This is a genomic window from Proteus sp. TSJ240517, from assembly GCF_047921575.1.
Taxonomy (GTDB): domain Bacteria; phylum Pseudomonadota; class Gammaproteobacteria; order Enterobacterales; family Enterobacteriaceae; genus Proteus.
The window spans coordinates 1-25,131 of sequence record NZ_JBLRMH010000014.1 but is presented as its reverse complement, the minus strand read 5'-3'; the positions used below and the strand labels follow the sequence as shown (position 1 = coordinate 25,131).

General features: G+C 42.0%; 43 protein-coding genes. 37 read left to right on the top strand and 6 right to left on the bottom strand.

The window, feature by feature from the left end; genetic code table 11:
• The first annotated feature begins 222 nt into the window (after positions 1–222).
• The 32 genes from bfd (at position 223) to ACNARN_RS18120 (ending at position 15,965) form a co-directional block, all read left to right on the top strand.
• A complete protein-coding gene (gene bfd, locus ACNARN_RS18275) occupies positions 223–420 on the top strand; it encodes a bacterioferritin-associated ferredoxin (RefSeq protein WP_151436625.1) in 198 nt (65 codons plus the stop codon).
• Positions 421–497: 77 nt separating this feature from the next.
• Positions 498–971, top strand: coding sequence for a bacterioferritin (bfr, locus tag ACNARN_RS18270; RefSeq protein ID WP_109374370.1), 474 nt, complete (start codon positions 498–500; stop codon positions 969–971).
• 348 nt (positions 972–1,319) lie between these two features.
• Positions 1,320–1,631, top strand: a complete 312-nt coding sequence (rpsJ, locus tag ACNARN_RS18265) for a 30S ribosomal protein S10 (protein WP_001181005.1) — start codon at positions 1,320–1,322, stop codon at positions 1,629–1,631.
• Positions 1,632–1,663: 32 nt separating this feature from the next.
• On the top strand, positions 1,664–2,293 hold the full coding sequence (gene rplC / locus ACNARN_RS18260) for a 50S ribosomal protein L3 (RefSeq protein ID WP_109374369.1): 630 nt from the start codon (positions 1,664–1,666) through the stop codon (positions 2,291–2,293).
• A 16-nt stretch (positions 2,294–2,309) separates the two neighbouring features.
• On the top strand, positions 2,310–2,915 hold the full coding sequence (gene rplD / locus ACNARN_RS18255) for a 50S ribosomal protein L4 (RefSeq protein WP_023583466.1): 606 nt from the start codon (positions 2,310–2,312) through the stop codon (positions 2,913–2,915).
• Complete coding sequence (gene rplW / locus ACNARN_RS18250) at positions 2,912–3,214, top strand: 50S ribosomal protein L23 (protein ID WP_004246962.1); 303 nt, start codon at positions 2,912–2,914, stop codon at positions 3,212–3,214. The genes rplD and rplW overlap by 4 nt, the downstream gene beginning before the upstream one ends.
• A 19-nt stretch (positions 3,215–3,233) precedes the next feature.
• Entirely contained in the window at positions 3,234–4,058 is an 825-nt protein-coding gene (gene rplB, locus ACNARN_RS18245) for a 50S ribosomal protein L2 (RefSeq protein ID WP_006535497.1), read from the top strand.
• Between the two features lie 14 nt (positions 4,059–4,072).
• Complete coding sequence (gene rpsS, locus ACNARN_RS18240) at positions 4,073–4,351, top strand: 30S ribosomal protein S19 (RefSeq protein WP_004246960.1); 279 nt, start codon at positions 4,073–4,075, stop codon at positions 4,349–4,351.
• 14 nt (positions 4,352–4,365) lie between these two features.
• A complete protein-coding gene (rplV, locus tag ACNARN_RS18235) occupies positions 4,366–4,698 on the top strand; it encodes a 50S ribosomal protein L22 (protein ID WP_006535498.1) in 333 nt (110 codons plus the stop codon).
• 17 nt (positions 4,699–4,715) lie between these two features.
• Positions 4,716–5,417, top strand: a complete 702-nt coding sequence (gene rpsC, locus ACNARN_RS18230; RefSeq protein ID WP_023583467.1) for a 30S ribosomal protein S3 — start codon at positions 4,716–4,718, stop codon at positions 5,415–5,417.
• Positions 5,418–5,429: 12 nt separating this feature from the next.
• Positions 5,430–5,840, top strand: a complete 411-nt coding sequence (gene rplP, locus ACNARN_RS18225) for a 50S ribosomal protein L16 (RefSeq protein WP_006535500.1) — start codon at positions 5,430–5,432, stop codon at positions 5,838–5,840.
• Positions 5,840–6,031: a 50S ribosomal protein L29 gene (rpmC, locus tag ACNARN_RS18220; protein ID WP_004238624.1), complete on the top strand. Its 192-nt coding sequence runs from the start codon at positions 5,840–5,842 to the stop codon at positions 6,029–6,031. The genes rplP and rpmC overlap by 1 nt, the downstream gene beginning before the upstream one ends.
• Positions 6,031–6,285, top strand: coding sequence for a 30S ribosomal protein S17 (gene rpsQ / locus ACNARN_RS18215; protein WP_023583468.1), 255 nt, complete (start codon positions 6,031–6,033; stop codon positions 6,283–6,285). The genes rpmC and rpsQ overlap by 1 nt, the downstream gene beginning before the upstream one ends.
• Before the next feature lie 176 nt (positions 6,286–6,461).
• Positions 6,462–6,833, top strand: a complete 372-nt coding sequence (gene rplN / locus ACNARN_RS18210; RefSeq protein WP_004246955.1) for a 50S ribosomal protein L14 — start codon at positions 6,462–6,464, stop codon at positions 6,831–6,833.
• 10 nt (positions 6,834–6,843) lie between these two features.
• Positions 6,844–7,158 carry a 50S ribosomal protein L24 gene (rplX, locus tag ACNARN_RS18205; protein WP_006535502.1) on the top strand — a complete coding sequence of 105 codons (315 nt, stop codon included), beginning with the start codon at positions 6,844–6,846 and terminating at the stop codon, positions 7,156–7,158.
• 13 nt (positions 7,159–7,171) lie between these two features.
• Entirely contained in the window at positions 7,172–7,711 is a 540-nt protein-coding gene (gene rplE / locus ACNARN_RS18200) for a 50S ribosomal protein L5 (RefSeq protein ID WP_036933223.1), read from the top strand.
• A gap of 12 nt (positions 7,712–7,723) precedes the next feature.
• Positions 7,724–8,029 (top strand): 30S ribosomal protein S14, encoded by a 306-nt coding sequence (gene rpsN, locus ACNARN_RS18195; protein WP_006535503.1) that lies wholly within the window; start codon positions 7,724–7,726, stop codon positions 8,027–8,029.
• 32 nt (positions 8,030–8,061) lie between these two features.
• Positions 8,062–8,454, top strand: a complete 393-nt coding sequence (gene rpsH / locus ACNARN_RS18190) for a 30S ribosomal protein S8 (RefSeq protein WP_100158931.1) — start codon at positions 8,062–8,064, stop codon at positions 8,452–8,454.
• A 14-nt stretch (positions 8,455–8,468) separates the two neighbouring features.
• Positions 8,469–9,002, top strand: coding sequence for a 50S ribosomal protein L6 (rplF, locus tag ACNARN_RS18185; RefSeq protein ID WP_023583470.1), 534 nt, complete (start codon positions 8,469–8,471; stop codon positions 9,000–9,002).
• A gap of 9 nt (positions 9,003–9,011) precedes the next feature.
• A complete protein-coding gene (gene rplR, locus ACNARN_RS18180; protein ID WP_023583471.1) occupies positions 9,012–9,365 on the top strand; it encodes a 50S ribosomal protein L18 in 354 nt (117 codons plus the stop codon).
• Between the two features lie 14 nt (positions 9,366–9,379).
• A complete protein-coding gene (rpsE, locus tag ACNARN_RS18175) occupies positions 9,380–9,880 on the top strand; it encodes a 30S ribosomal protein S5 (protein WP_023583472.1) in 501 nt (166 codons plus the stop codon).
• Between the two features lie 5 nt (positions 9,881–9,885).
• Positions 9,886–10,065 (top strand): 50S ribosomal protein L30, encoded by a 180-nt coding sequence (rpmD, locus tag ACNARN_RS18170; RefSeq protein ID WP_036914634.1) that lies wholly within the window; start codon positions 9,886–9,888, stop codon positions 10,063–10,065.
• 3 nt (positions 10,066–10,068) lie between these two features.
• Positions 10,069–10,503 carry a 50S ribosomal protein L15 gene (rplO, locus tag ACNARN_RS18165; protein ID WP_004246944.1) on the top strand — a complete coding sequence of 145 codons (435 nt, stop codon included), beginning with the start codon at positions 10,069–10,071 and terminating at the stop codon, positions 10,501–10,503.
• A gap of 7 nt (positions 10,504–10,510) precedes the next feature.
• A complete protein-coding gene (gene secY, locus ACNARN_RS18160) occupies positions 10,511–11,833 on the top strand; it encodes a preprotein translocase subunit SecY (protein ID WP_006535510.1) in 1,323 nt (440 codons plus the stop codon).
• A gap of 42 nt (positions 11,834–11,875) precedes the next feature.
• Positions 11,876–11,992, top strand: a complete 117-nt coding sequence (gene rpmJ, locus ACNARN_RS18155) for a 50S ribosomal protein L36 (protein ID WP_071788572.1) — start codon at positions 11,876–11,878, stop codon at positions 11,990–11,992.
• A gap of 146 nt (positions 11,993–12,138) precedes the next feature.
• Positions 12,139–12,495, top strand: coding sequence for a 30S ribosomal protein S13 (gene rpsM / locus ACNARN_RS18150; protein WP_036914623.1), 357 nt, complete (start codon positions 12,139–12,141; stop codon positions 12,493–12,495).
• Positions 12,496–12,511: 16 nt separating this feature from the next.
• Positions 12,512–12,901: a 30S ribosomal protein S11 gene (rpsK, locus tag ACNARN_RS18145; RefSeq protein ID WP_002919257.1), complete on the top strand. Its 390-nt coding sequence runs from the start codon at positions 12,512–12,514 to the stop codon at positions 12,899–12,901.
• Positions 12,902–12,937: 36 nt separating this feature from the next.
• A complete protein-coding gene (gene rpsD / locus ACNARN_RS18140; protein ID WP_004246942.1) occupies positions 12,938–13,558 on the top strand; it encodes a 30S ribosomal protein S4 in 621 nt (206 codons plus the stop codon).
• 25 nt (positions 13,559–13,583) lie between these two features.
• The gene (locus ACNARN_RS18135) at positions 13,584–14,573 is read left to right on the top strand and encodes a DNA-directed RNA polymerase subunit alpha (protein ID WP_006535513.1); all 990 of its coding nucleotides are present in this window, start codon (positions 13,584–13,586) and stop codon (positions 14,571–14,573) included.
• Between the two features lie 37 nt (positions 14,574–14,610).
• The gene (rplQ, locus tag ACNARN_RS18130; protein WP_004246940.1) at positions 14,611–14,997 is read left to right on the top strand and encodes a 50S ribosomal protein L17; all 387 of its coding nucleotides are present in this window, start codon (positions 14,611–14,613) and stop codon (positions 14,995–14,997) included.
• Between the two features lie 297 nt (positions 14,998–15,294).
• Positions 15,295–15,708: a Zn(2+)-responsive transcriptional regulator gene (zntR, locus tag ACNARN_RS18125; RefSeq protein ID WP_069368787.1), complete on the top strand. Its 414-nt coding sequence runs from the start codon at positions 15,295–15,297 to the stop codon at positions 15,706–15,708.
• Between the two features lie 50 nt (positions 15,709–15,758).
• Entirely contained in the window at positions 15,759–15,965 is a 207-nt protein-coding gene (locus ACNARN_RS18120; RefSeq protein WP_109374368.1) for an alternative ribosome-rescue factor A, read from the top strand.
• Between the two features lie 3 nt (positions 15,966–15,968).
• On the opposite strand, the gene mscL is transcribed toward ACNARN_RS18120, so the two are convergent.
• From mscL to def, 5 genes are all read right to left on the bottom strand, one after another.
• Positions 15,969–16,376: a large-conductance mechanosensitive channel protein MscL gene (gene mscL / locus ACNARN_RS18115; RefSeq protein WP_109374367.1), complete on the bottom strand. Its 408-nt coding sequence runs from the start codon at positions 16,374–16,376 to the stop codon at positions 15,969–15,971.
• A gap of 115 nt (positions 16,377–16,491) precedes the next feature.
• Positions 16,492–17,868 (bottom strand): Trk system potassium transporter TrkA, encoded by a 1,377-nt coding sequence (gene trkA / locus ACNARN_RS18110; protein WP_109396567.1) that lies wholly within the window; start codon positions 17,866–17,868, stop codon positions 16,492–16,494.
• A 112-nt stretch (positions 17,869–17,980) separates the two neighbouring features.
• Complete coding sequence (rsmB, locus tag ACNARN_RS18105; protein WP_416304798.1) at positions 17,981–19,249, bottom strand: 16S rRNA (cytosine(967)-C(5))-methyltransferase RsmB; 1,269 nt, start codon at positions 19,247–19,249, stop codon at positions 17,981–17,983.
• Positions 19,250–19,348: 99 nt separating this feature from the next.
• A complete protein-coding gene (gene fmt, locus ACNARN_RS18100; RefSeq protein ID WP_196534408.1) occupies positions 19,349–20,296 on the bottom strand; it encodes a methionyl-tRNA formyltransferase in 948 nt (315 codons plus the stop codon).
• A gap of 26 nt (positions 20,297–20,322) precedes the next feature.
• Positions 20,323–20,847: a peptide deformylase gene (gene def, locus ACNARN_RS18095; RefSeq protein WP_100158937.1), complete on the bottom strand. Its 525-nt coding sequence runs from the start codon at positions 20,845–20,847 to the stop codon at positions 20,323–20,325.
• 130 nt (positions 20,848–20,977) lie between these two features.
• On the opposite strand from def, the gene dprA reads away from it, so the two are divergent.
• Genes dprA through ACNARN_RS18070 form a run of 5 tightly spaced genes read left to right on the top strand, consistent with a single transcriptional unit; the run spans position 20,978 to position 24,348 of the window.
• Positions 20,978–22,123, top strand: coding sequence for a DNA-processing protein DprA (gene dprA, locus ACNARN_RS18090; RefSeq protein WP_416304797.1), 1,146 nt, complete (start codon positions 20,978–20,980; stop codon positions 22,121–22,123).
• Between the two features lie 18 nt (positions 22,124–22,141).
• Complete coding sequence (locus ACNARN_RS18085) at positions 22,142–22,699, top strand: topoisomerase DNA-binding C4 zinc finger domain-containing protein (protein WP_416304796.1); 558 nt, start codon at positions 22,142–22,144, stop codon at positions 22,697–22,699.
• On the top strand, positions 22,692–23,261 hold the full coding sequence (tsaC, locus tag ACNARN_RS18080; protein WP_160229882.1) for an L-threonylcarbamoyladenylate synthase type 1 TsaC: 570 nt from the start codon (positions 22,692–22,694) through the stop codon (positions 23,259–23,261). Before ACNARN_RS18085 ends, tsaC begins: the two co-directional genes overlap by 8 nt.
• A 5-nt stretch (positions 23,262–23,266) precedes the next feature.
• Complete coding sequence (gene aroE, locus ACNARN_RS18075) at positions 23,267–24,091, top strand: shikimate dehydrogenase (protein ID WP_198626633.1); 825 nt, start codon at positions 23,267–23,269, stop codon at positions 24,089–24,091.
• Complete coding sequence (locus ACNARN_RS18070; RefSeq protein WP_196534412.1) at positions 24,088–24,348, top strand: DUF1488 family protein; 261 nt, start codon at positions 24,088–24,090, stop codon at positions 24,346–24,348. Before aroE ends, ACNARN_RS18070 begins: the two co-directional genes overlap by 4 nt.
• Here ACNARN_RS18070 and ACNARN_RS18065 read toward each other — a convergent pair.
• Positions 24,324–24,887, bottom strand: coding sequence for a gamma carbonic anhydrase family protein (locus ACNARN_RS18065; protein WP_196534413.1), 564 nt, complete (start codon positions 24,885–24,887; stop codon positions 24,324–24,326). The genes ACNARN_RS18070 and ACNARN_RS18065 overlap by 25 nt on opposite strands.
• Between the last annotated feature and the right edge of the window lie 244 nt (positions 24,888–25,131).

Genomic DNA, 25,131 nt, shown 5'->3' with positions numbered 1-25,131 from the left:
CCTGATAGATTTATGCATGAAGAGGGCATCGTTAGATGCCCTTTTTTTGTATCTGAAGATTAGCTATTTTAAATTACAATGAAGCATTAATATTTTTCCTTGCTTTATCATTTTTATCTTTTGCGATATAGGTAAGTATACTTAAGTTAAATAAATAGAAATTGAAATCATAATAATTATCATTTACTATCTTGCTCGTGAGAAGTTAATGAGGTTGTTATTATGTACGTATGTCTTTGCCACGGTGTGAGTGATAAAAAAATTATCTCGACTGTCCGTAACCATCAAATTCACACTATTAATGAATTACGCAAGATCTTACCAGTTGGAAGTTGTTGTGGTAAATGTGTGCGTCAAACTCGTCAACTGATCGAAAATGAGCAATCTGCTCTTTACCCTCAAATTTCTGAAGTTGCATAACAAATTTTAAATTTCCTTTCTCTCCTCTTTGTATAAAAGGTCTACACTGAAAAGACTGGAAGCAAAGGAGCATAAAAATGAAAGGTGATAAAAAAATGATAGCCCACCTTAATAAATTATTAGGTGGTGAACTTGTTGCAATTAATCAGTATTTCCTGCATGCCCGAATGTTCAAAAATTGGGGACTCACACGCCTCAATGAAATGGAATACCATGAATCCATCGATGAGATGAAACACGCTGATAAATATATTGAGCGTATTTTGTTTCTTGAAGGAATTCCAAATTTACAAGACTTAGGCAAACTGAATATCGGTGAAGATGTTGAGGAAATGCTACGTTCTGATCTTGAATTAGAATTAGGTGGTGCCAAAGATCTACGTGAAGCAATTGCTTACGCAGATTCTATTCATGACTATGTCAGTCGTGATCTTATGCTAGAAATCTTAACTGATGAAGAAGGGCATATTGATTGGCTTGAAACCCAGCTCGAACTTATCGAACGCTTGGGGCTTCAAAATTATTTACAAGCCCAAATTATCGAAGAGTAACTCACTCACAATAAAAGAATGATTTACTTTCTTCTATAAATTATTGAATGCTTTTTGAAGCAAAGGTAATGAAGGTTGCCTTTGCTTTTTTTTATTTTAAAAAGGTAAAGCGAATTTTTATCGCTGATTTTTTATTCTTGGCTTGATTTCATCACTCAGGCAAGTATAATGCGCAGGCTCACTGATTTAGTGGGGCTGATTAATCAGCTAATGCAGATTTTATATTGCATTAATATAATACTCCCAATTGGGGAGTTATATGCAGAACGATTACACTCTCTCATCAATCGAAATGGGTACGAGTAGTGATCATTTACGTTTATAAAAAATAGTTGGAGCTCTGGTCTCATGCAGAACCAAAGAATCCGTATCCGCCTGAAAGCTTTTGATCATCGTCTGATTGATCAATCAACTGCGGAAATCGTAGAGACTGCTAAGCGCACTGGTGCGCAAGTTCGTGGTCCAATCCCACTGCCGACTCGCAAAGAGCGTTTCACAGTGTTGATTTCTCCGCACGTTAATAAAGATGCGCGTGATCAGTATGAAATTCGCACTCACAAACGTCTGGTTGACATCGTTGAGCCAACCGAGAAAACCGTTGATGCTCTGATGCGTCTGGATCTGGCTGCCGGCGTAGACGTGCAGATCAGCCTAGGTTAATCAGGTCATCAAGCGATTGAGAGGTTGAAACAATGATTGGTTTAGTCGGTAAGAAAGTAGGAATGACTCGTATCTTCACTGAAGATGGCGTTTCAATCCCTGTAACCGTTATCGAAATTGAAAACAACCGTGTTACTCAGATCAGAGATCTTGAGAAAGACGGTTATCGTGCCGTTCAGGTGACTACTGGTAGCAAAAAAGCTAACCGTGTACTGAAACCTGAAGCAGGTCATTTTGCTAAAGCTGGTGTTGAAGCTGGCCGCTTACTACGTGAATTCCGTCTGAATGAAGGCGAAGAATACACTGTAGGTCAAAGCATTAGCGTAGAAATTTTCGCTGACGTTAAAAAAGTCGACGTTACTGGAACATCTAAAGGTAAAGGTTTTGCTGGTACTGTAAAGCGCTGGAACTTCCGTACTCAAGATGCTACCCACGGTAACTCCTTGTCTCACCGTGTTCCGGGTTCTATCGGTCAGAACCAGACTCCGGGTAAGGTGTTCAAAGGCAAGAAAATGGCAGGTCAACTGGGTAACGAACAAGTTACCGTTCAGAGCCTGGAAGTAGTACGTGTTGACGCTGAGCGCAACCTGCTGCTGGTCAAAGGTGCTGTTCCAGGTGCAACTGGCAGTGACCTGATCGTTAAACCAGCTGTCAAGGCGTAACGTCGAGGAGATAGGAATGGAATTGGTAATGAAAGACGCGCAAGGCGCGCTGACTGTTTCCGAAACTACCTTCGGGCGTGACTTTAACGAAGCGCTTGTGCATCAAGTAGTCGTTGCATACGCTGCTGGTGCTCGTCAAGGTACTCGTGCTCAGAAAACCCGTGCTGAAGTTTCTGGTTCAGGCAAAAAGCCTTGGAGACAGAAAGGTACAGGTCGTGCACGTTCAGGTTCAATCAAGAGCCCAATTTGGCGCTCTGGTGGTGTTAGCTTCGCAGCTAAACCACAGGACCACAGTCAAAAAGTAAACAAAAAGATGTACCGTGGTGCTCTGAAGAGCATTCTGTCTGAACTGGTACGTCAAGATCGTCTGATCGTCGTAGAGAAGTTCTCTGTTGAAGCTCCTAAAACTAAGCTTTTAGCGCAGAAACTGAAAGATATGGCTCTGGAAGATGTTCTGATCATCACTGCTGATGTAGATGAGAATCTGTATTTAGCAGCACGCAACTTATATAAAGTTGACGTACGTGATGCAGCAACAATCGACCCTGTTAGCTTAATCGCCTTCGACAAAGTCGTCATGACTGCTGACGCTGTGAAGCAAGTTGAGGAGATGCTGGCATGATCCGTGAAGAACGTCTGCTGAAAGTACTGCGCGCGCCGCATGTATCTGAAAAAGCTTCTATCGCGATGGAAAAATCAAACACCATCGTTCTCAAAGTTGCTAAAGACGCGACCAAAGCAGAGATTAAAGCAGCTGTACAAAAACTGTTTGAAGTCGAAGTTGAAAGTGTTAACACTCTGCTGATGAAAGGCAAAGTGAAACGTCACGGTCAGCGTATTGGTCGTCGTAGCGACTGGAAAAAAGCTTACGTCACCCTGAAGGAAGGCCAGAATCTGGACTTCGTCGGCGGCGCTGAGTAAGTCGGAGGAGTAAAGAACAATGGCAATTGTTAAATGTAAACCTACGTCTCCGGGCCGTCGCCACGTAGTTAAAGTGGTAAACCCTGAGCTGCATAAAGGGAAACCTTATGCGCCATTGCTGGAAAAGAACAGCAAGTCCGGTGGTCGTAACAACAATGGTCGTATCACTACCCGTCATATCGGTGGTGGTCACAAACAGGCTTACCGTATTGTTGACTTTAAACGCAACAAAGATGGTATCCCTGCGACAGTAGAACGTCTGGAATATGATCCAAACCGTTCAGCTAACATCGCTTTAGTGCTGTATGCTGATGGTGAACGTCGCTACATTCTGGCTCCAAAAGGCCTGAAAGCGGGTGATAAAGTTCAGTCTGGCGTTGATGCTGCTATCAAAGCGGGTAACACCTTACCAATGCGTAATATCCCGGTTGGTTCTACAGTTCATAACGTAGAAATGAAACCAGGTAAAGGTGGTCAGTTAGCTCGTTCAGCTGGTACTTACGTTCAGATCGTTGCTCGTGATGGTGCTTATGTCACTATTCGTCTGCGTTCTGGTGAAATGCGTAAAGTTCCTTCTGATTGCCGTGCAACTATCGGTGAAGTTGGCAACTCTGAGCACATGTTACGCGTTCTGGGTAAAGCTGGTGCAAGTCGCTGGCGTGGTATTCGTCCTACCGTTCGCGGTACTGCGATGAACCCAGTCGATCACCCACATGGTGGTGGTGAAGGTCGTAACTTTGGTAAACACCCAGTAACACCTTGGGGCGTTCAAACCAAAGGTAAGAAGACTCGTAAAAACAAACGCACTGAACATTTCATCGTTCATCGTCGTACTAAGAAATAATTAGAGGATAAGCCATGCCACGTTCTCTCAAGAAAGGTCCTTTCATTGACCTGCACTTGCTGAAGAAGGTAGAGAAAGCGGTGGAAAGCGGTGACAAAAAGCCTGTTAAGACTTGGTCCCGTCGTTCAACGATCTTTCCTAACATGATCGGTTTGACCATCGCTGTCCATAATGGTCGTCAGCATGTTCCAGTTTACGTTTCCGACGAAATGGTTGGTCACAAACTGGGTGAATTCGCGCCGACCCGTACTTATCGCGGTCATGCAGCCGATAAAAAGGCTAAGAAAAAATAAGGTAGGAGGAAGAGATGGAAACTATCGCTATGCATCGCCACGCTCGTTCTTCTGCTCAGAAGGTTCGCTTAGTAGCTGACCTGATTCGCGGTAAGAAAGTGTCGCAAGCTCTGGAAATTTTAACCTTTACCAACAAGAAAGCTGCTGGTTTAGTGAAGAAAGTACTGGAGTCTGCTATTGCTAATGCAGAACACAACGATGGCGCTGACATTGATGATCTGAAAGTAGCTAAGATCTTTGTTGACGAAGGTCCTTCTATGAAGCGCATTATGCCTCGTGCAAAAGGCCGTGCAGATCGTATTCTGAAGCGCACCAGCCACATCACTGTGGTTGTGTCTGATCGCTGAGACTCTGGAGACTAGCAATGGGTCAAAAAGTACATCCTAATGGTATCCGCCTTGGCATTGTCAAGCCTTGGAATTCCACATGGTATGCGGGTACCAATGAATTCGCTGACAACCTAGACAGCGACTTTAAAGTACGTCAGTACTTAACTAAAGAACTGGCTAAAGCATCTGTATCTCGTATCGTTATCGAACGTCCTGCGAAAAGCATCCGTGTGACTATTCACACTGCTCGCCCAGGCATCGTTATCGGTAAAAAAGGTGAAGATGTTGAAAAACTGCGCAAAAACGTAGCGGATATCGCTGGCGTTCCTGCGCAAATTAATATCGCCGAAGTACGTAAACCTGAACTGGACGCAAAATTAGTTGCTGACAGCATCACTTCACAGCTGGAACGTCGTGTTATGTTCCGTCGTGCTATGAAGCGTGCGGTACAGAACGCTATGCGTTTAGGCGCTAAAGGTATTAAAGTGGAAGTAAGTGGTCGCTTAGGCGGCGCTGAAATCGCTCGTACTGAATGGTATCGTGAAGGTCGTGTACCTCTGCACACTCTGCGTGCAGATATCGACTACAATACCTCAGAAGCACAAACCACTTATGGTGTGCTCGGCGTTAAGGTATGGATCTTCAAAGGTGAGATCCTGGGTGGTATGGCTGCAGTTGAACAGGCGGAAAAACCGGCTGCTCAACCTAAAAAGCAGCAGCGTAAAGGCCGCAAGTAAGGAGAGTCGCTGATGTTACAACCAAAGCGTACAAAATTCCGTAAAGTGCACAAAGGCCGCAACCGTGGCTTAGCTGCTGGTGCGGATGTAAGCTTCGGGACTTACGGTCTTAAAGCTGTGGGCCGTGGTCGTCTGACTGCACGTCAGATCGAAGCGGCACGTCGTGCAATGACCCGTGCAGTTAAGCGTCAGGGTAAAATCTGGATCCGTGTGTTCCCAGACAAACCAATCACTGAAAAGCCGCTCGAAGTCCGTATGGGTAAAGGTAAAGGTAACGTTGAGTATTGGGTTGCCTTAATCCAGCCAGGTAAAGTCCTGTATGAAATGGATGGTGTGCCTGAAGAACTGGCCCGTGAAGCATTCAAGCTGGCGGCAGCAAAACTGCCTATCAAAACCACCTTTGTAACTAAGACGGTGATGTAATGAAAGCAAAAGAGCTGCGCGAAAAGAGCGTTGAAGAGCTGAACACAGAACTGCTGAATTTACTGCGCGAGCAGTTTAACCTGCGCATGCAGGCAGCAAGTGGTCAGTTACAACAGTCTCATCTGTTGAAACAAGTGCGTCGTAATATCGCACGCGTTAAGACTTTACTGACTGAGAAGGCGGGTGCGTAATGACCGATAAAATCCGTACTCTGCAAGGTCGTGTAGTTAGTGACAAAATGGAGAAATCTATTGTCGTTGCTATCGATCGTATGGTTAAACACCCATTATATGGTAAGTTTATCCGTCGTACGACCAAACTGCATGTACATGACGAGAACAACGAATGTGGAATTGGTGACGTAGTAGAAATTCGTCAAACACGTCCACTGTCTAAGACTAAGTCTTGGGCGTTAGTTCGCGTTGTAGAAAAAGCTGTTCTGTAATAAAATAGCCTTTTCGTACGAAATAAACGGCTCAAAACTGAACGAGCCGTTTATTTTTTCTGTCCATATCGAGAATGTGGTGTTATAATGCCGCTCCCTCGTATTATGGGATATTGAACGGCCTCTTCTAATGTGGAAGTGGCTCAGTAGTAGTTGACATTTAGCGGAGCACTAAAATGATCCAAGAACAGACTATGCTGAACGTGGCCGACAACTCCGGTGCACGTCGCGTAATGTGTATCAAGGTTCTAGGTGGCTCGCACCGTCGCTACGCAGATGTAGGTGACATCATCAAAATTACCATCAAGGAAGCAATTCCACGTGGTAAAGTTAAGAAAGGTGATGTACTGAAAGCGGTAGTGGTGCGCACCAAGAAGGGTGTTCGTCGCCCTGACGGTTCTGTCATTCGCTTCGATAGCAACGCTTGTGTATTGTTAAACAACAACAGCGAGCAAGTTATTGGTACGCGTATTTTTGGGCCGGTTACTCGTGAACTTCGTAACGAGAAGTTTATGAAAATAATCTCTCTGGCACCTGAAGTACTCTAAGGAGCAGGCAATGGCAGCGAAAATCCGTCGTGAAGACGAAGTTATCGTGCTGACTGGTAAAGATAAAGGTAAGCGCGGTAAAGTAAAACAGGTTCTTTCTTCTGGTAAAGTTATCGTTGAAGGTATCAATCTGGTTAAAAAACATCAGAAGCCAGTTCCGGCTCTGAACCAACCAGGTGGCATCGTTGAAAAAGAAGCTTCTATCCAAGTTTCTAACGTTGCAATCTTCAATGCGGCAACCGGCAAGGCTGACCGTGTAGGTTTTAGATTCGAAGACGGCAAAAAAGTTCGTTTCTTCAAGTCTAATAAAGAAACTATCAAGTAATTTGGAGTATACGATGGCGAAACTGCATGATTACTACAAAGACGAGGTAGTCCAAAAACTGATGTCTCAGTTTGGTTACCATTCTGTCATGCAAGTCCCTCGGGTCGAGAAGATCACCCTGAATATGGGTGTTGGTGAAGCGATTGTTGATAAAAAACTGCTGGACAATGCAGCAGCTGATTTAGCAGCAATCTCAGGTCAAAAACCTTTGATCACCAAAGCACGCAAATCTGTTGCAGGCTTCAAAATCCGCCAGGGCTATCCGATCGGCTGTAAAGTGACCCTGCGTGGCGAACGCATGTGGGAGTTCTTTGAACGCCTGATCTCTATTGCTGTACCACGTATCCGTGACTTCCGTGGTTTGTCCGCTAAATCATTTGATGGACGTGGTAACTACAGCATGGGCGTACGTGAGCAAATCATCTTCCCTGAAATCGATTACGATAAAGTGGATCGTGTTCGTGGTTTGGATATTACCATTACTACGACTGCGAAATCAGATGATGAAGGTCGCGCACTGTTAGCAGCGTTTAACTTCCCGTTCCGCAAGTAAGGCAGGGCATTCATGGCTAAGAAATCTATGAAAGCACGTGATGTAAAACGTGCGAATTTAGCTGAGAAATTCTTCGCAAAACGCGCAGAACTGAAAGCTATCGTTTCAGATGTGAACGTGTCTGACGAAGATCGTTGGAATGCTGTTCTGAAACTGCAAACTATGCCACGTGATTCAAGTCCTTCACGTCAGCGTAACCGCTGCCGTCAAACTGGACGTCCGCACGGTTTCCTGCGGAAATTTGGCCTCAGCCGTATTAAAGTCCGTGAAGCCGCTATGCGCGGTGAAATCCCGGGCCTTAGAAAGGCTAGCTGGTAATTACCATAATTGAATCACGGGAGTAAAGACAGATGAGCATGCAAGATCCCATCGCGGATATGCTGACCCGTATCCGTAACGGTCAGGCCGCGAACAAAGTTGCGGTCACAATGCCTTCCTCCAAGCTGAAAGTGGCGATTGCCAACGTGCTTAAGGAAGAAGGTTATATTGAAGATTTTAAAATTGAAGGCGACACTAAGCCAGAACTGGAAATCACTTTAAAATATTTCCAAGGTAAGGCTGTAGTAGAAAGCATTCAGCGCGTAAGCCGTCCAAGTCTGCGCATCTATAAAAGAAAAGATGAGCTGCCAAATGTTATGGCAGGACTGGGCATCGCTGTTGTTTCTACCTCAAAAGGTGTTATGACTGATCGTGCAGCTCGCCAAGCAGGTCTTGGTGGCGAGATTATCTGCTACGTAGCTTAATTCGGGAGGAAAGAATGTCTCGTGTGGCAAAAGCACCCGTCGTCATTCCTGCCGGCGTAGAGGTTAAACTCAACGGTCAGGTAATTACGATTAAGGGTAAAAACGGCGAGCTAACTCGTACTATCCATAATGCAGTTGAAATTCAACATGCTGACAACCACTTAACTTTCGCACCTCGCGATGGTTTTGCTGATGCATGGGCACAGGCGGGTACTACTCGTTCTCTGTTAAATGCAATGGTTGTAGGTGTTACCGAAGGCTTCACTAAGAAACTGCAACTGGTAGGTGTAGGTTATCGTGCGTCTATTAAAGGCAATGCGGTTAACTTATCAGTAGGTTTTTCACATCCAGTGGAACACCAACTGCCAGCAGGCATCACTGCTGAATGCCCAACACAAACTGAAATCGTACTGAAAGGTGCGGATAAGCAAGTGATTGGTCAAGTAGCAGCTGAACTGCGTGCTTACCGTCGCCCTGAACCTTATAAAGGTAAAGGTATTCGTTACGCCGACGAAGTTGTGCGTATCAAAGAGGCTAAGAAGAAGTAAGGTAACACTATGGATAAGAAAGCAGCTCGTATCCGTCGTGCGACCCGCGCACGCCGTAAGCTCCAGGAATTGGGTGCGACTCGCCTGGTGGTACACCGTACCCCTCGCCATATTTATGCGCAGGTTATTGCACCAAACGGTTCTGAAACTTTGGTGGCCGCTTCTACTACAGAAAAAGCTATCATTGAGCAACTGAAAAACACTGGAAACAAAGAAGCAGCAGCAGTAGTTGGTAAAATTGTTGCTGAACGCGCTCTGGAAAAAGGTATCAAAGTAGTATCATTTGACCGTTCCGGTTTCCAATATCATGGTCGAGTCCAGGCACTGGCAGATGCTGCCCGTGAAGCTGGCCTTCAGTTCTAAGGTAGGAGTGTAAGATGGCTCACATCGAGAAACAAGCTGGCGAACTGCAGGAAAAGCTGATCGCGGTAAACCGCGTATCTAAAACCGTTAAAGGTGGTCGTATCTTTAGCTTCACCGCTCTTACAGTAGTTGGTGATGGTAATGGCCGCGTTGGTTTTGGATATGGCAAAGCTCGCGAAGTTCCGGCAGCAATCCAGAAAGCGATGGAAAAAGCCCGTCGCAATATGAAAACCGTCGCTTTAAACAACGGTACTCTGTTCCACCCTGTTAAAGGTACTCACACAGGCTCACGCGTATTTATGCAGCCTGCTCATGAAGGTACCGGTATCATCGCAGGTGGTGCAATGCGTGCAGTTCTAGAAGTGGCTGGCGTTCGTAACGTACTGGCTAAAACCTATGGTTCCACTAACCCGATTAACGTGGTTCGTGCAACACTGGACGCTTTAGATAGCATGAAGTCTCCAGATATGGTCGCAGCTAAGCGTGGTAAATCCGTTGAAGAAATTCTGGGGTAATGACCATGGCTAAGACTATTAAAATTACTCAAACACGCAGCTTAATCGGCCGTCTGCCTAAACATAAGGCAACTATGACTGGTTTAGGCCTGCGTCGCATCGGTCACACTGTAGAACGCGAAGATACACCAGCAGTTCGCGGTATGATCAACTTGGTTTCCTATATGGTTAAAGTTGAGGAGTAAGAGATGCGTTTAAATACTCTGTCTCCGGCTGAAGGTGCCAAGCATGCGCCTAAACGTGTAGGTCGTGGTATCGGTTCTGGCTTAGGTAAAACTGGCGGCCGTGGTCACAAAGGTCAGAAATCTCGTTCTGGCGGTGGCGTACGTCGTGGTTTTGAAGGTGGCCAGATGCCTTTATATCGTCGTTTACCAAAATTTGGTTTTACTTCACGTAAATCATTCGTGACTGCGGAAATCCGTCTGTCTGATTTAGCTTACGTTGAAGGCGATGTAATCGATCTGAATGCACTGAAAGCCGCAAACGTTGTTGGCCCACAGATTGAATTTGCAAAATTAATTCTGTCTGGCGAGGTTAACCGTGCAGTGACTATTCGTGGTCTGCGTGTTACCAAAGGTGCCCGTGCAGCAATCGAATCAGCTGGCGGTAAAATTGAGGAATAAGTGACAGATGGCTAAACAACCAGGTTTAGATTTTCAGAGTGCTAAAGGTGGTGTTGGTGAACTAAAACGCAGACTTTTGTTTGTTCTTGGTGCACTTATTGTCTTTAGGATTGGCTCTTTTATTCCTATCCCTGGTATTGATGCCACTGTGCTTGCCAAATTGCTCGATCAGCAAAAAGGCACCATCATTGAAATGTTTAACATGTTCTCTGGTGGTGCTCTTAGCCGTGCTTCTATCTTTGCGCTGGGTATCATGCCTTATATTTCGGCATCGATTATTATCCAACTCTTATCAGTGGTTAACCCTCGGTTAGCAGAGATTAAGAAGGAAGGGGAGGCCGGTCGTCGTAAGATCAGCCAATATACCCGTTATGGTACTTTGGTGCTGGCGATATTCCAATCAATTGGTATCGCAACAGGCTTACCGAATATGCCAGGAATGCAAGGTCTGGTAATTAATCCAGGCTTACCATTCTATATTACGGCTGTTGTGAGCTTAGTCACTGGGACAATGTTCCTAATGTGGTTAGGTGAGCAAATCACTGAACGTGGTATTGGTAACGGTATCTCAATTATTATCTTTGCAGGTATCGTTGCAGGTCTTCCGCCTGCCATTGGTCAAACCATCGAGCAGGCGCGGCAAGGCGAACTGCACTTCCTCCTGTTATTGTTGGTTGCAGTATTAGTGTTCGCAGTTACTTTCTTTGTTGTTTTTGTAGAAAGAGGACAACGTCGTATCGTTGTTAACTATGCAAAACGTCAACAAGGGCGTAGAATATACGCGGCACAAAGTACACATCTACCACTTAAAGTAAATATGGCGGGTGTTATACCAGCAATTTTTGCTTCAAGTATTATCCTGTTTCCTGGTACAATAACCTCTTGGTTTGGCGATGGTACAGGGTGGGGTTGGCTGACGACGATTTCTTTAAATCTACAGCCTGGTCAACCTATTTATGTGTTACTATACGCTGCTGCAATCATATTCTTCTGTTTCTTCTATACGGCGTTGGTTTTCAACCCAAGAGAAACGGCAGATAACCTGAAGAAGTCCGGTGCATTTGTACCAGGAATTCGCCCGGGAGAGCAGACGGCTAAATATATAGATAAAGTAATGACACGTTTAACCTTAATCGGTGCCTTGTATATTACCTTTATCTGTCTCATCCCGGAGTTCATGCGTGACGCAATGAAAGTACCTTTCTATTTTGGTGGTACTTCCCTCTTAATCGTGGTTGTGGTCATCATGGATTTTATGGCTCAAGTGCAAACTCTCCTGATGTCAAGTCAGTATGAGTCTGCATTGAAAAAAGCAAATCTTAAAGGTTAATTACTGATAAGCGATTTGTTTTAGAAGTTACGGAGAGTAAAAATGAAAGTTCGTGCTTCCGTCAAGAAAATGTGCCGTAACTGCAAAATTGTTAGACGTCACGGTCACGTGCGTGTAATTTGCAGCGTCGAGCCTAAGCATAAACAGCGTCAAGGCTAATTTATTGCATTTTTTTCTTGCAAAGTTCGGTTGAGCTGGCTAAATTAGCCAGCCCAATCTTTTATAATATATACAGTATTGTTTGAGTATCCTGAAAACGGGCTTTTCAGAATGGTACTGTATAACTGCTAATTTAGGAGTGCATAGTGGCCCGTATAGCAGGCATTAACATTCCTGATCATAAACATACTGTAATCGCATTAACTTCGATTTACGGTATCGGTAAGACCCGCTCACAGGCTATCTGTGTAGCTGCTGGTATTGCTGAAAATGTTAAGATCAGTGAGCTGTCTGAAGAGCAAATCGACAAGCTGCGTGACGAAGTTGCCAAATACGTTGTAGAAGGTGATCTGCGTCGTGAAGTTACCCTGAGCATCAAACGTCTGATGGATCTTGGTACTTACCGTGGTTTACGTCATCGTCGTGGTCTACCAGTTCGCGGTCAGCGTACTAAGACTAACGCACGTACCCGTAAGGGTCCGCGTAAGCCGATCAAGAAATAATCGGGGTATTTGAACAATGGCAAAAGCACCTATTCGTGCACGTAAGCGTGTAAGAAAACAAGTCTCTGACGGTGTGGCTCATATCCATGCTTCTTTCAACAACACAATCGTTACTATTACCGATCGTCAAGGTAACGCATTGGGTTGGGCTACTGCCGGTGGTTCCGGTTTCCGTGGTTCTCGTAAATCTACTCCGTTCGCGGCTCAGGTTGCAGCAGAACGTTGCGCTGAAGCTGTTAAAGAGTACGGAATTAAGAACTTGGAAGTTATGGTTAAAGGACCTGGTCCTGGTCGTGAGTCAACTATCCGTGCATTAAACGCGGCTGGTTTCCGCATCACTAATATTACTGATGTGACTCCGATTCCTCATAACGGTTGTCGTCCACCGAAAAAACGTCGCGTTTAATAACGTTTTCGTTTTTAGGAAAGTTGGAGAAAGAAAATGGCAAGATATTTGGGTCCTAAGCTCAAGCTGAGCCGCCGTGAAGGTACAGATTTATTTCTAAAATCTGGCGTTCGGGCGATTGACACCAAGTGTAAACTGGAACAAGCACCAGGTCAGCACGGCGCACGTAAACCGCGTCTTTCTGATTACGGTGTTCAGTTACGTGAAAAACAAAAAGTACGTCGTATTTACGGTGTTCTAGAACGTCAATTCCGTAACTACTACAAAGAAGCAACTCGTCTGAAAGGCAACACAGGTGAAAACCTGCTGACTTTGCTGGAAGGTCGTCTGGATAACGTTGTTTATCGTATGGGCTTTGGCGCAACTCGCGCAGAAGCACGTCAGATGGTTAGCCATAAAGCAATCATGGTAAATGGTCGCGTGGTTAACATTGCTTCTTATCAGGTTTCCCCGAATGACGTAGTCAGCGTTCGTGAAAAATCGAAAAAACAGTCTCGTATCAAGGCTGCTTTAGAGCTGGCTGAACAGCGTGAAAAGCCAACATGGCTGGAAGTTGATGCTGCTAAGATGGAAGGTGTGTTCAAACGTATTCCTGAACGTACTGACTTGTCTGCTGACATTAACGAGCACCTGATCGTCGAGCTTTACTCCAAGTAAGGCTTAGCACCAAAGAGAGGACACAATGCAGGGTTCTGTGACAGAGTTTCTAAAACCGCGCCTGGTTGATATCGAGCAAGTCAGTTCGACGCACGCCAAGGTGACCCTTGAACCATTAGAGCGAGGCTTCGGCCATACTCTTGGTAACGCACTGCGCCGTATTCTGCTTTCGTCTATGCCGGGTTGTGCGGTAACAGAGGTTGAGATTGATGGTGTACTGCATGAGTACAGCACCAAAGAAGGTGTTCAGGAAGATATCCTAGAAATACTGCTCAACCTTAAAGGGTTGGCGGTAAAAGTTCATGGTAAAGATGAAGTTATTCTTACTTTGAGCAAATCTGGCATTGGCCCTGTTATTGCAGCCGATATCATCCATGACGGTGATGTCGAAATCGTCAAGCCGCAGCACGTTATCTGCCACCTTACAGACGAAAACGCATCTATTAATATGCGTATCAAAGTTCAGCGTGGTCGTGGTTATGTGCCGGCTTCTGCCCGAATTCATTCGGAAGAAGATGAGCGCCCTATCGGTCGCCTTTTAGTAGACGCGTGCTATAGCCCAGTTGAGCGTATTGCTTATAATGTGGAAGCAGCTCGTGTTGAACAGCGTACCGACTTGGATAAGCTGGTTATCGAGATGGAAACTAACGGTACTATCGATCCAGAAGAATCGATTCGCCGTGCAGCGACTATCCTGGCTGAACAGCTTGAAGCTTTTGTTGACTTACGTGATGTTCGTCAACCAGAAGTTAAAGAAGAGAAGCCAGAATTCGATCCTATCTTACTGCGCCCAGTAGACGATCTTGAATTGACTGTCCGCTCTGCTAACTGTCTGAAGGCAGAAGCAATCCACTACATCGGTGATCTGGTACAGCGTACTGAAGTTGAATTACTTAAGACGCCTAACCTTGGTAAGAAATCTCTTACTGAGATTAAAGACGTACTGGCGTCGCGTGGTCTATCTCTGGGTATGCGCCTTGAGAATTGGCCACCTGCAAGTATCGCTGATGAATAAGATCACAGGTTAAGGTTTTACTGAGAAGGATAAGGTCATGCGCCATCGTAAGAGTGGTCGTCAATTGAACCGCAACAGCAGCCATCGTCAGGCTATGTTTCGTAACATGGCAGGTTCTTTAGTTCGTCATGAGATAATCAAGACAACTTTGCCTAAAGCGAAAGAACTGCGTCGCGTCGTTGAGCCGCTGATTACTCTTGCCAAGACCGACAGCGTAGCTAATCGTCGTCTGGCATTCGCCCGTACTCGTGATAACGAAGTCGTGGCAAAACTGTTTACAGTATTAGGTCCGCGTTTTGCGAGCCGTGCAGGTGGTTACACTCGTATTCTGAAGTGTGGCTTCCGTGCTGGTGACAACGCTCCAATGGCTTACATTGAGCTTGTTGACCGTGCTGATTCTGAAACAGAAGCAGCAGCTGAATAATTTAATTATTATTTAGTGAAGCGAATAAAAAGACCGGATTTTTAATCCGGTTTTTTTATATCTATTGAAAATGATAGCTACTGAAACTAGTTTTATAAAAATAACTTATCAAGCCATACTCCAACCTTTCTATTTGTTATTCCATGCTTTTTTACTTACTTTTGTGTTGCATCATATTTATTTTTTGTGATTTCAGCATACTGCTATTTTGGTAAGATAAGCTTCGCACTATATTTCAATTCTATTATTTTGATTATTTGCTATGCTTATTCATCATTTAGAGTGAGGGAATGATCCATGTATCGTATTGGGCAGGTTGCAAAATTAGCGAATGTGACAACAGATACAATCCGTTTTTATGAAAAACAAGGATTGATGGATCATGACAGGCGAACAGAAGGTGGCTATCGCCTATATACAGAGCAAGATCTCCAACGTTTGCGTTTTATTCGTTATGCAAAAGAGTTGGGTTTTACATTAGACGCGATTACAGAGCTACTTTCTATTCGCGTTGATCCTGCTCATCACACTTGTGTTGAATCAAAGCATATTGTTGATGCAAGGCTTGCTGAAGTTGAAATTCGCTTGAAAGAAATGGAAAGAATGCGAGATTCATTGAAGATGTTAAGTAATGCATGTTGTGGTAGTGCTCATGAAAGTACTTATTGTTCTATTCTTGAAATACTTGAATCTGGCGCCACAAAGCAATAATATCTGTACCGTATTACGTTTTATGTTCTTTAACAATTTAAGAGGTTTTTATGTCTAGCAAATATCAGCACCAGAAAGGGGCTATTAAAGATAATGCTTTAGCAGCACTTGTTCATGATCCATTATTTAGACAACGCGTGGAAAAGAATAAGAAAGGAAAAGGAAGTTATATGAGAAAAGCAAAACATGACAAGAAGGGTAACTGGGAGGCCAGTGATAACAAAAGATTTTTTCAATTGTTATCACTGGCCTTTTAGTTTTTATTTTTGCTGATTTTTTAATAAATCACGAATTTCTGTTAATAGAGTTTCTTCTGCGGAAGGAGCCGGTGGTGCTTTAGGTGCTTCTTCTGCTTGACGACGTGTCTTATTGATTAATTTGATTGCGCAGAATATAGCAAATGCAACGATGGCAAAGTCAAAAACAGTTTGAATGAACATACCATAATTTAGGACAACAGCAGGCACATCTCCAGTTGCATCTCTTAATACAAGGCTAAATTGTTTAAAATCAATACCGCCAATTAATAATCCTAATGGTGGCATGATAATATCAGCAACTAGAGATGAAACAATCTTACCGAAAGCTGCACCGATGATGACACCGACTGCCATATCAACAACGTTGCCTTTCATGGCAAATTCACGGAACTCTTTGAAAAAAGACATAACCACCCCTTATTTATTTCAATATAGATTTATTATGTAAAAATATAGTATCTAACATGATAATAATAGACCATTATAAGTAACAATCACTATTATTCTTATTTCTACATAATCTTTATAAGAAAAATGGACTTGGCTGGAAAAGTTTTTCAACTTCAGGAACATATTTTTTATCAGTGATAAACATAATCACATGATCACCCTGTTCTATGGAGTGACTTGCGTTTGCAATAATAACATCTTGCTCTCTAACAATTGCACCAATGATGGTTCCTGGTGGTAGCTTTATATCTTGTATACGGCGGCCAACAACTTTTGATGTATTTTCATCACCATGTGCAACGGCTTCAATTGCCTCTGCAACACCTCGCCGTAATGATGAAACGCTAACAATATCAGCTTTACGAACATGGCCTAAAAGTGCAGAAATAGTTGCTTGTTGTGGTGATATTGCAATATCAATAACCCCACCTTGGACTAAATCAACATAAGCGCTACGCTGAATAAGTACCATTGCTTTTTTAGCACCCATTCTTTTTGCCAGCATCGCTGACATAATATTGGCTTCATCATCGTTAGTCAGTGCGATAAATACATCAATTTGTTCAATATGTTCTTCAGCAAGAAGTTCTTGATCTGATGCATCACCATAAAAAACGATGGTGTCATGGAGTAATTCAGCCAGTTCTGTGGCACGTTGCTGATTATGTTCAATAAGTTTGACGCTATAATCTTTTTCTAATCTAGCAGCTAAACCGGCACCGACATTACCACCACCAACAATCATAATGCGTTTATAAGGTTTTTCTAATCGTTGTAACTCGCTCATTACTGCACGAATATGCTGAGATGCGACGACAAAGAAAACTTCATCTCCAGCTTCAATAATTGTAGAGCCTTGAGGTCTTATAGGTCTGTCTTGACGAAAAATTGCAGCAACTCGTGTATCGATATGTGGCATATGATCACGTAATGTTGATAACGCATTCCCAACGAGAGAACCACCGTAATACGCTTTTACCGCAACAATACTGACTTGACCATCGGCAAAATTAACAACTTGTAAGGCACCTGGGTATTGGATCAATTTATAAATATAATCGATAACCAAATGCTCTGGTGAGATTAAATAATCAATGGGAATAGCTTCTGGGAGAAAGAGTTTATCTGCTTCACGAACAAATTCAGAGGCACGTATCCGAGCAACTTTATTAGGTGTATTGAACAGAGTGTAAGCAACTTGGCACGCTATCATATTGGTTTCGTCAGAGTTGGTGACGGCAACCAGCATATCTGCATCTTCAGCACCAGCTTCTCTTAAGATCCTTGGGTGAGATCCATGTCCATTGACTACTCGTAAATCGAATTTATCTTGAAGTTGGCGTAAGCGATCTGCATTAGTGTCAACGACAGTAATATCATTATTCTCCCCGACAAGATTTTCAGCGAGAGTACCACCTACTTGACCAGCGCCTAAGATAATAATTTTCATCGTAATTTCTCAGAGTATTCGATTAACAAATAGAAAAGAAACGCAAGATCTGGATGATCTTGCGTTGAAATAGTAGCGTTTTTTAGATCTGATATCATCTTTTATCACAAGATCATATTTTCTTGATCAATGCATAAAAGAAACCATCGCCACCTTCTGCTTCTGGTAAGCATTGGTGTTGATAATCGCATTGTGCATCTTTCGTTGATGCTAAAAATGCTTCAACTTGTTGTTTATTTTCTTCAGGTAAAATAGAGCAGGTTGCATATACCAACGTGCCACCAGATTTTAGGTATGGCCAAATAGCATGAAGGATCTCTTTTTGAATTTGAGCCAATTGCTCAATATCGTCATTACGACGAAGCCATTTTATATCTGGGTGACGACGGATAACACCAGTTGCTGAGCATGGTGCATCAAGAAGAACTCGGTCAAACTGCATGCCTGAACACCATTGTTCAGGATAACGACCATCACCACTTTTGACGACTGCATTAAGTTTTAAACGCGTAAGGTTCTCTTGTACACGTTTTAAACGTTGCTCATCTATGTCGATAGCTAATACGTGAGCCTGCGGAGCTATTTCTAAAATATGTGTTGTTTTACCACCAGGTGCTGCACATAAATCAAGGATCTGCTCTTTATTTTCTGGTGCTAATAATTCAGCACAACGTTGAGCTGAACGATCTTGAACTGTTACCCAACCATCAGCAAATCCTGGGAGAAGATTCACGTTGCATGGATTCTCTAAACGGATCGCGAAAGGGTGGCTATCATCAGCAATAGCGGGAATTTCTTCATTTCCAAGTAATGTTAAATATTCTTCTCGAGAATGATGGCGTTGATTTACACGTAACCACATTGGTGGCTTCTGGTTATTGCCTTCAACAATACTCATCCACTGCTCAGGGTAAGCCTGTTTAATACGAGTAAGTAGCCATGATGGATGGAGAAAACGATTTTCGCTATTTTGAAAACGTTCGTTCAGGATATCTTGTTGGCGTTGAAACTGACGTAACACACCGTTAATCAATCCTTTTAGCTGTGGTTTTTTTAGTGTAACAGCACCATTTACCGTCTCTGCTAGAGCCGCGTGAGCAGGAATGCGTGTATAAAGCAGCTGATATAAACCAACCATAATGAGGTAGTGTAAAATACGCTGTTTGCCTTTTAATGGTTTATCCATGAGTTGCTGAATAATCCATTCTAATTGTGGCAATGTGCGTAATACGCCAAAGCAGATTTCTTGCAATAAGGCTTTATCTTTGTCTGAAATATTTTTCTGAAGTTCTGGTATGACAGTGCTTAGAGACAAGCCTTGATCTAATACTTGATTGATTGCTTTTGCTGCAATGCTACGTAAGTTGTATGACGTTTTCATAATGAGTTAACGTTTAATATTGAGCGCCAGAGATGTATTACATTGGCGTGAAAAAAGGAAAACCCTGATAATAATGTTAGATATCAGGGCTTAGAATTATTATTGAATGATTTTTCCAGGAGTGAACCAATCTCGCTTGGAGTTTAAGAAATCAGCAGAAGCCATAGGTTTCTTACCCGATGGTTGTAATTCAGTGATATTTAGAATGCCGTTACCTGTCGCAATATAAATACCCGTTTTATCTGCTTTTAATAAGGTTCCTGCAGGTTTATCTGTATTATCCGCTATAGCTTGTGCTTTCCATACTTTTACAGGTTGCTCGTCTAACATGAAAAAGCTCATTGGCCATGGATTGAATGCTCTAATGCAACGTTCAATCTGTTCTGCTGATAATGACCAATCAATCTTTGCTTCTTCTTTAGATAATTTTTGTGCGTAATTTGCTAAATTGTCGTCTTGTTTCTCAGCTTTTATTTTACCTGAGGTAATGAGATCTAACGTAGTTGTTAGAGCCTTAGGTCCAAGTTCTGCAAGTTTTTCATAAAGTGATGCGCTGGTATCTTCATTTGTAATTGGACATGATGCTTTATACAGCATATCGCCTGTATCTAAACCAACATCCATTTGCATAATTGTGACGCCTGTTTCTTTATCTCCCGCCCACAAAGAGCGTTGAATTGGTGCAGCACCACGCCATTTAGGAAGGAGAGAACCATGCACATTAAGGCAACCTAAACGCGGTATTTCAAGAACGGCTTTAGGTAAAATCATGCCATAAGCAACAACAATCATAATATCTGCTCGTTGTGCTGCTATCCACTCATGGTTCTCTTCTGGTTTTAAAGAGGCTGGTTGATAAACAGGAATATCATGAGTTAATGCCAGTTCCTTAACAGGGCTAATAGTCAGTTTCTTACCTCTTCCTGCGGGTTTATCTGGAGGAGTAAGGACTCCCACCACACGATGTTGAGTTGATAACAATGCAGCTAAATGCCGAGCCGCAAAATCGGGTGTTCCCGCAAAAATAATACGTAATGAATCAGACACGTTTTCTTCCTGTTTCAATTTAACTGTTACTGTCCTGTTTTAGCTCTTTTTTTATCTAGCTTATCGAGTTTTTCAACTTTTTGGCGGATGCGTTGGCGTTTTAATGGAGATAAATAATCTACAAATAGCTTGCCAACTAAATGATCCATTTCATGTTGAATGCAGATAGCTAATAAATCATCAGCTTCTAACTCAAAAGGTTGACCATTGTAATCAAGGGCTTTCACTTTTACGTGCTCTGCACGAGGAATAAAAGCACGCTGTTCTGGGATAGATAAACAGCCTTCTTCTATGCCTGTATCACCGTCGGCATCAAGAAGTTCTGGATTTATTAATACCAGTCTTTGATCTCTTGTTTCAGAGACATCAATGACGATAATGCGCTGGTGAATATTCACCTGTGTCGCGGCTAAACCGATACCTTCTTCCAAATACATCGTTTCAAACATATCATCGACAATTTTTTGAATTTCGGCATCAACTTTTTCGACTGGCTTTGCAATCGTGCGAAGGCGCTCGTCTGGATAATGTAATACGTGTAACACTGCCATAATTTATTCGGACTGTTTCTAAAATGTGAATAGGATTTAACGTCTATTCTAGACATTTATTGTCTAGATTGACAGTATTTGGTGTGTTTAGCGCTCACCCTGTTTGCTAAAAACAATATTAGGATAATGCATGGATGCTAGAGAAATATGGATAAGACTTAATGCTGTTTCAAGACTACCTATTAATAAAGCGATTCAAATTGCAAAGTATCTACAATCTTTGACTCAGTTAAATCAAAGACTATTAATAGGTTGTGGTCTGTCAGAACAGCAAAGTCATCAATTCTTAAGACTTCATGCAAATACTGTCAACGATACATTAAAGTGGTTAGATAAAAACGAATCATCATTATTAACGATTATAGATTCAGATTACCCATCTTTATTAAAGCAAATTTCATCACCGCCACTTTTGCTTTTTGTTGCAGGAAATAGGCAGCATTTAAAAAGCACACAAATTGCATTAATTGGTAGCCGAGTTGCTACACCCTATGGTTCCAAATGGGCAACTTATTTTGCACAGGAATTAGTAAAGAAAGAACTCACTATTACAAGTGGGTTAGCTCAAGGTATCGATGGTATAGGGCATCGAAGTGCATTAAAGAATAATGGTATTACTATTGCTGTACTAGGAAGTGGCTTAGAGCAGATTTATCCGTCATTTCATCGCACTCTTGCAACACAAATAAAAGAGTCTGGTCTTATTATTTCTGAACATTTACCTATGACACCACCTTTAGCGCGCCATTTTCCTCAACGTAACCGGATTATTAGTGGGCTAAGTGCTGCACTGCTTATTGTCGAAGCAGGAATTAAAAGCGGTTCTTTAATAACAGCAAATTATGCTTTGCAACAAGGTAAAGAATTGTTTGTGTTACCTGGATTATTAGGAGATGCTCATTTTGAAGGTAATCACCAGCTTATTAAGCAAGGTGCAAATTTAGCATCTTCACCTGAAGATATTCTGGAATATTTAAATAGCTCTTTGCAGTGGCTTACTTGTGATAATGAGTATCAACAAAAAATTATAACAGATGAATATACGACATTTATCAATAATGAAAAACGAGAGGATAAAACAGAGCAACTTACACCAGAACAACAACACGCAATGGATGTGATATTGCCTTTTCTACTTTTTAATAAAATAGTACCTATTGATATCATTGCTCAGGATAGTGGATTATCAACTTCTGAATTAGCTCCTCTTTTATTAGAACTTGAGCTTATTGAAAAAATCGCTATTGTGGCTGGTGGCTATACTCGATTGGAATAAGTGTAATGAGGTAAAACAATGGCAAAGAATATGCCGTTTACACAGCAACCTGAACAGGGAAAATGCCCTGAATGTGGTAGCACATTAGTGATGAAAAATGGAGGACATGGCCCTTTTTTAGGATGCTCTGCTTATCCTGATTGCCACTATATTAAAACACTGAAACCACAAGGTGATGGGCAAATTATCAAAGTCCTAGAAGGACAACCTTGTAAGTGCTGTGGTGCTGATTTAGTTTTACGTCAGGGTAAATTTGGGATGTTTATTGGTTGTAGCAATTATCCTGAGTGTGAACATATAGAGCAAATTGATAAACCTGATGAAACTGTTATACCTTGCCCTCAATGTGAAAAAGGAAAGCTATTACAACGTAAGTCTAGGTTTGGTAAGACATTTTATGCTTGTAACCAATATCCAGAATGCCAATTTGTATTAAATAACAAACCTGTTAATGGTGAATGCGAATATTGCCACTATCCATTATTGATGGAAAAAAGGTCTTCTCAAGGAGTAAGATTGGTGTGCGCCAGCAAATTATGTGGAAAGCAACAAACAAAAAGAGAAGAACATGAATAACGAAGCATCACCTGTAAGCAATACTATTATAGAAGCATTAAAAAATAATAAAGTTATCGCATATCCAACAGAAGCTGTATTTGGGGTAGGTTGTGATCCTGATAGCGAGCATGCTGTTATGGCACTATTAATGTTAAAACAACGTTCAATTGAAAAAGGGCTAATTTTAATTGCTGATAATTATGAGCAATTGAAACCTTATATTGATGATAGTGCATTAACACAAACTCAACGAGACAGAATGTTTGCATCTTGGCCAGGACCAATTACATGGGTTATTCCTGCTAAATCAACGACGCCAAAGTGGTTAACTGGAAAATTTGCTTCTTTAGCCGTGAGAGTAACAGACCACTCAGTTGTTAAAGAGTTATGCTTAGCTTATGGAAAACCTTTAGTTTCAACGAGTGCTAACTTAAGTGGATTGCCACCATGTCGTACAGTTGAAGAAGTAAGAAAACAATTTGAGGATACAATTCCTATCGTTGAAGGGAATGTTGGAGGTAGACAGAATCCTTCTGAAATCCGAGATGCCTTAACAGGTGAATTGTACCGACAAGGGTGATTGTGATGGAAAAATATTTAGTGATGGGAAACCCTATCGAGCATAGTCAGTCTCCTTTCATTCACCAATTTTTCTCAAAACAAACAGGAATAGAGTATGGCTATGGACGCTTACTTGTTCCTTTAGGTGAATTTGATAAAACTGCCTCACATTTTTTTTCTAATGGGGGACGAGGTGCTAATGTTACTGTTCCTTTCAAAGAAGATGCATTCCGCTTTGTGGATAAATTAACAGATAGAGCAAAAGCATGTGGTGCAGTTAACTCTATTGTTAAATTAGAAGATGGATCACTTCTTGGTGATAACACTGATGGACAAGGACTTATTCTGGACTTAGCAAGGCTCGATTTTATCGTGCCTAATAAGGTTAAATCCGTCTTAGTTATTGGCGCTGGTGGCGCAACAAGAGGAATATTACTTCCATTACTTGATTACGATTGTGATATTACTTTAACCAATCGCACATTTACTAAAGCCGAGCAATTAGTAAAAGAGTTTAGTCAATTTGGAACAATCAGAGCAATAGCTGCTGAAGATGTTGCTGATAGACATTACGATTTAATTATAAATGCATCTGCATCTAGTATGACTAATGATTTACCACCGATTCCTAATGATGTTTATGGTTTTGAAACAGCGTGCTATGACCTTTATTATCAAACTGGAATGACTTCATTTCTATATAACGCATTAAAACATGGAAGTACGCGTTTATCAGATGGATTAGGTATGTTAGTAGGACAAGCGGCTTATGCATTTGAATTGTGGTATGAACTTGTACCGGATATTAATCCCGTCCTTAATGTATTAAGAGAAAGATTGAATAAATGAACCAATCCATTCAATTTCCAGATCGTGAAATATGGCTAACTGAAAATAGGAGTGTTCTTTTTCCTATAATGATCAATGGAATGCTTTTTGATTGTCAAATTACAGAACAAGAGCTTATTGAGCGTTTTGGTGTTGGTGAGGGAATTTTATTATTTAAACAAAATCGTTGGGATATTGAAGAAGAATTTGAAGAGTTGGTAACAGAGTATGAGTTATCAACTCTCCATCCTATCTATTCTTTATCAATGGTAGATTGATGAGTGGCTAAATAGTTATTTTTCCACCCGACATAATTATTAGCAGAATAGATAAAGTGCTCTATTTCTGCTGATGAAAGTGGGCGAACCTTTTTCACCGGACTTCCTAAGTAAAGAAAACCGCTTTCAAGCCGTTTTCCTGGCGGAACTAAACTACCCGCACCAATCATTACATCGTCTTCAATAATTGCACCATCAAGTAAAATAGAACCCATTCCTACTAAAACACGATCTCCGATTGTGCACCCGTGTAGCATTGCTTTGTGCCCAACAGTAACGTTATCACCAATAATAAGAGGAAAACCTTCAGGATCATTGGATGAGATATGAGTGACATGAAGAACCGAACCATCTTGAATATTTGATCTTTTCCCAATACTCACGTAATTCACATCACCACGAATAACAACCATAGGCCAAATACTGACATCTTCACTAATACGTACATCTCCAATCACAGTTGCTGTTTCATCAATAAAAACATCTTTATCAATAGAAGGTGAAAGGTGTAAGTAATTCCTGATTGTTGATTTCCCCATAATTTACCCTCGTACTTGGTTTCACTTTATAATAAGAAAAGCATAGCAGTGGATGGGGTGGGCTGGCGAGAGCAATGATTTTTATGATGCATGACTATAAAAAACGATAATAAAAGAGAAAGTAGAGCAATAGAGTGTGATTGATAGAATATACCGAATAGACAATAACAAGATAAAGCGTATATTTTTTACACACAAAAGATGTTTTCCGTATCAAAAATAGACGTAAAGTTCAAAAAGAGAA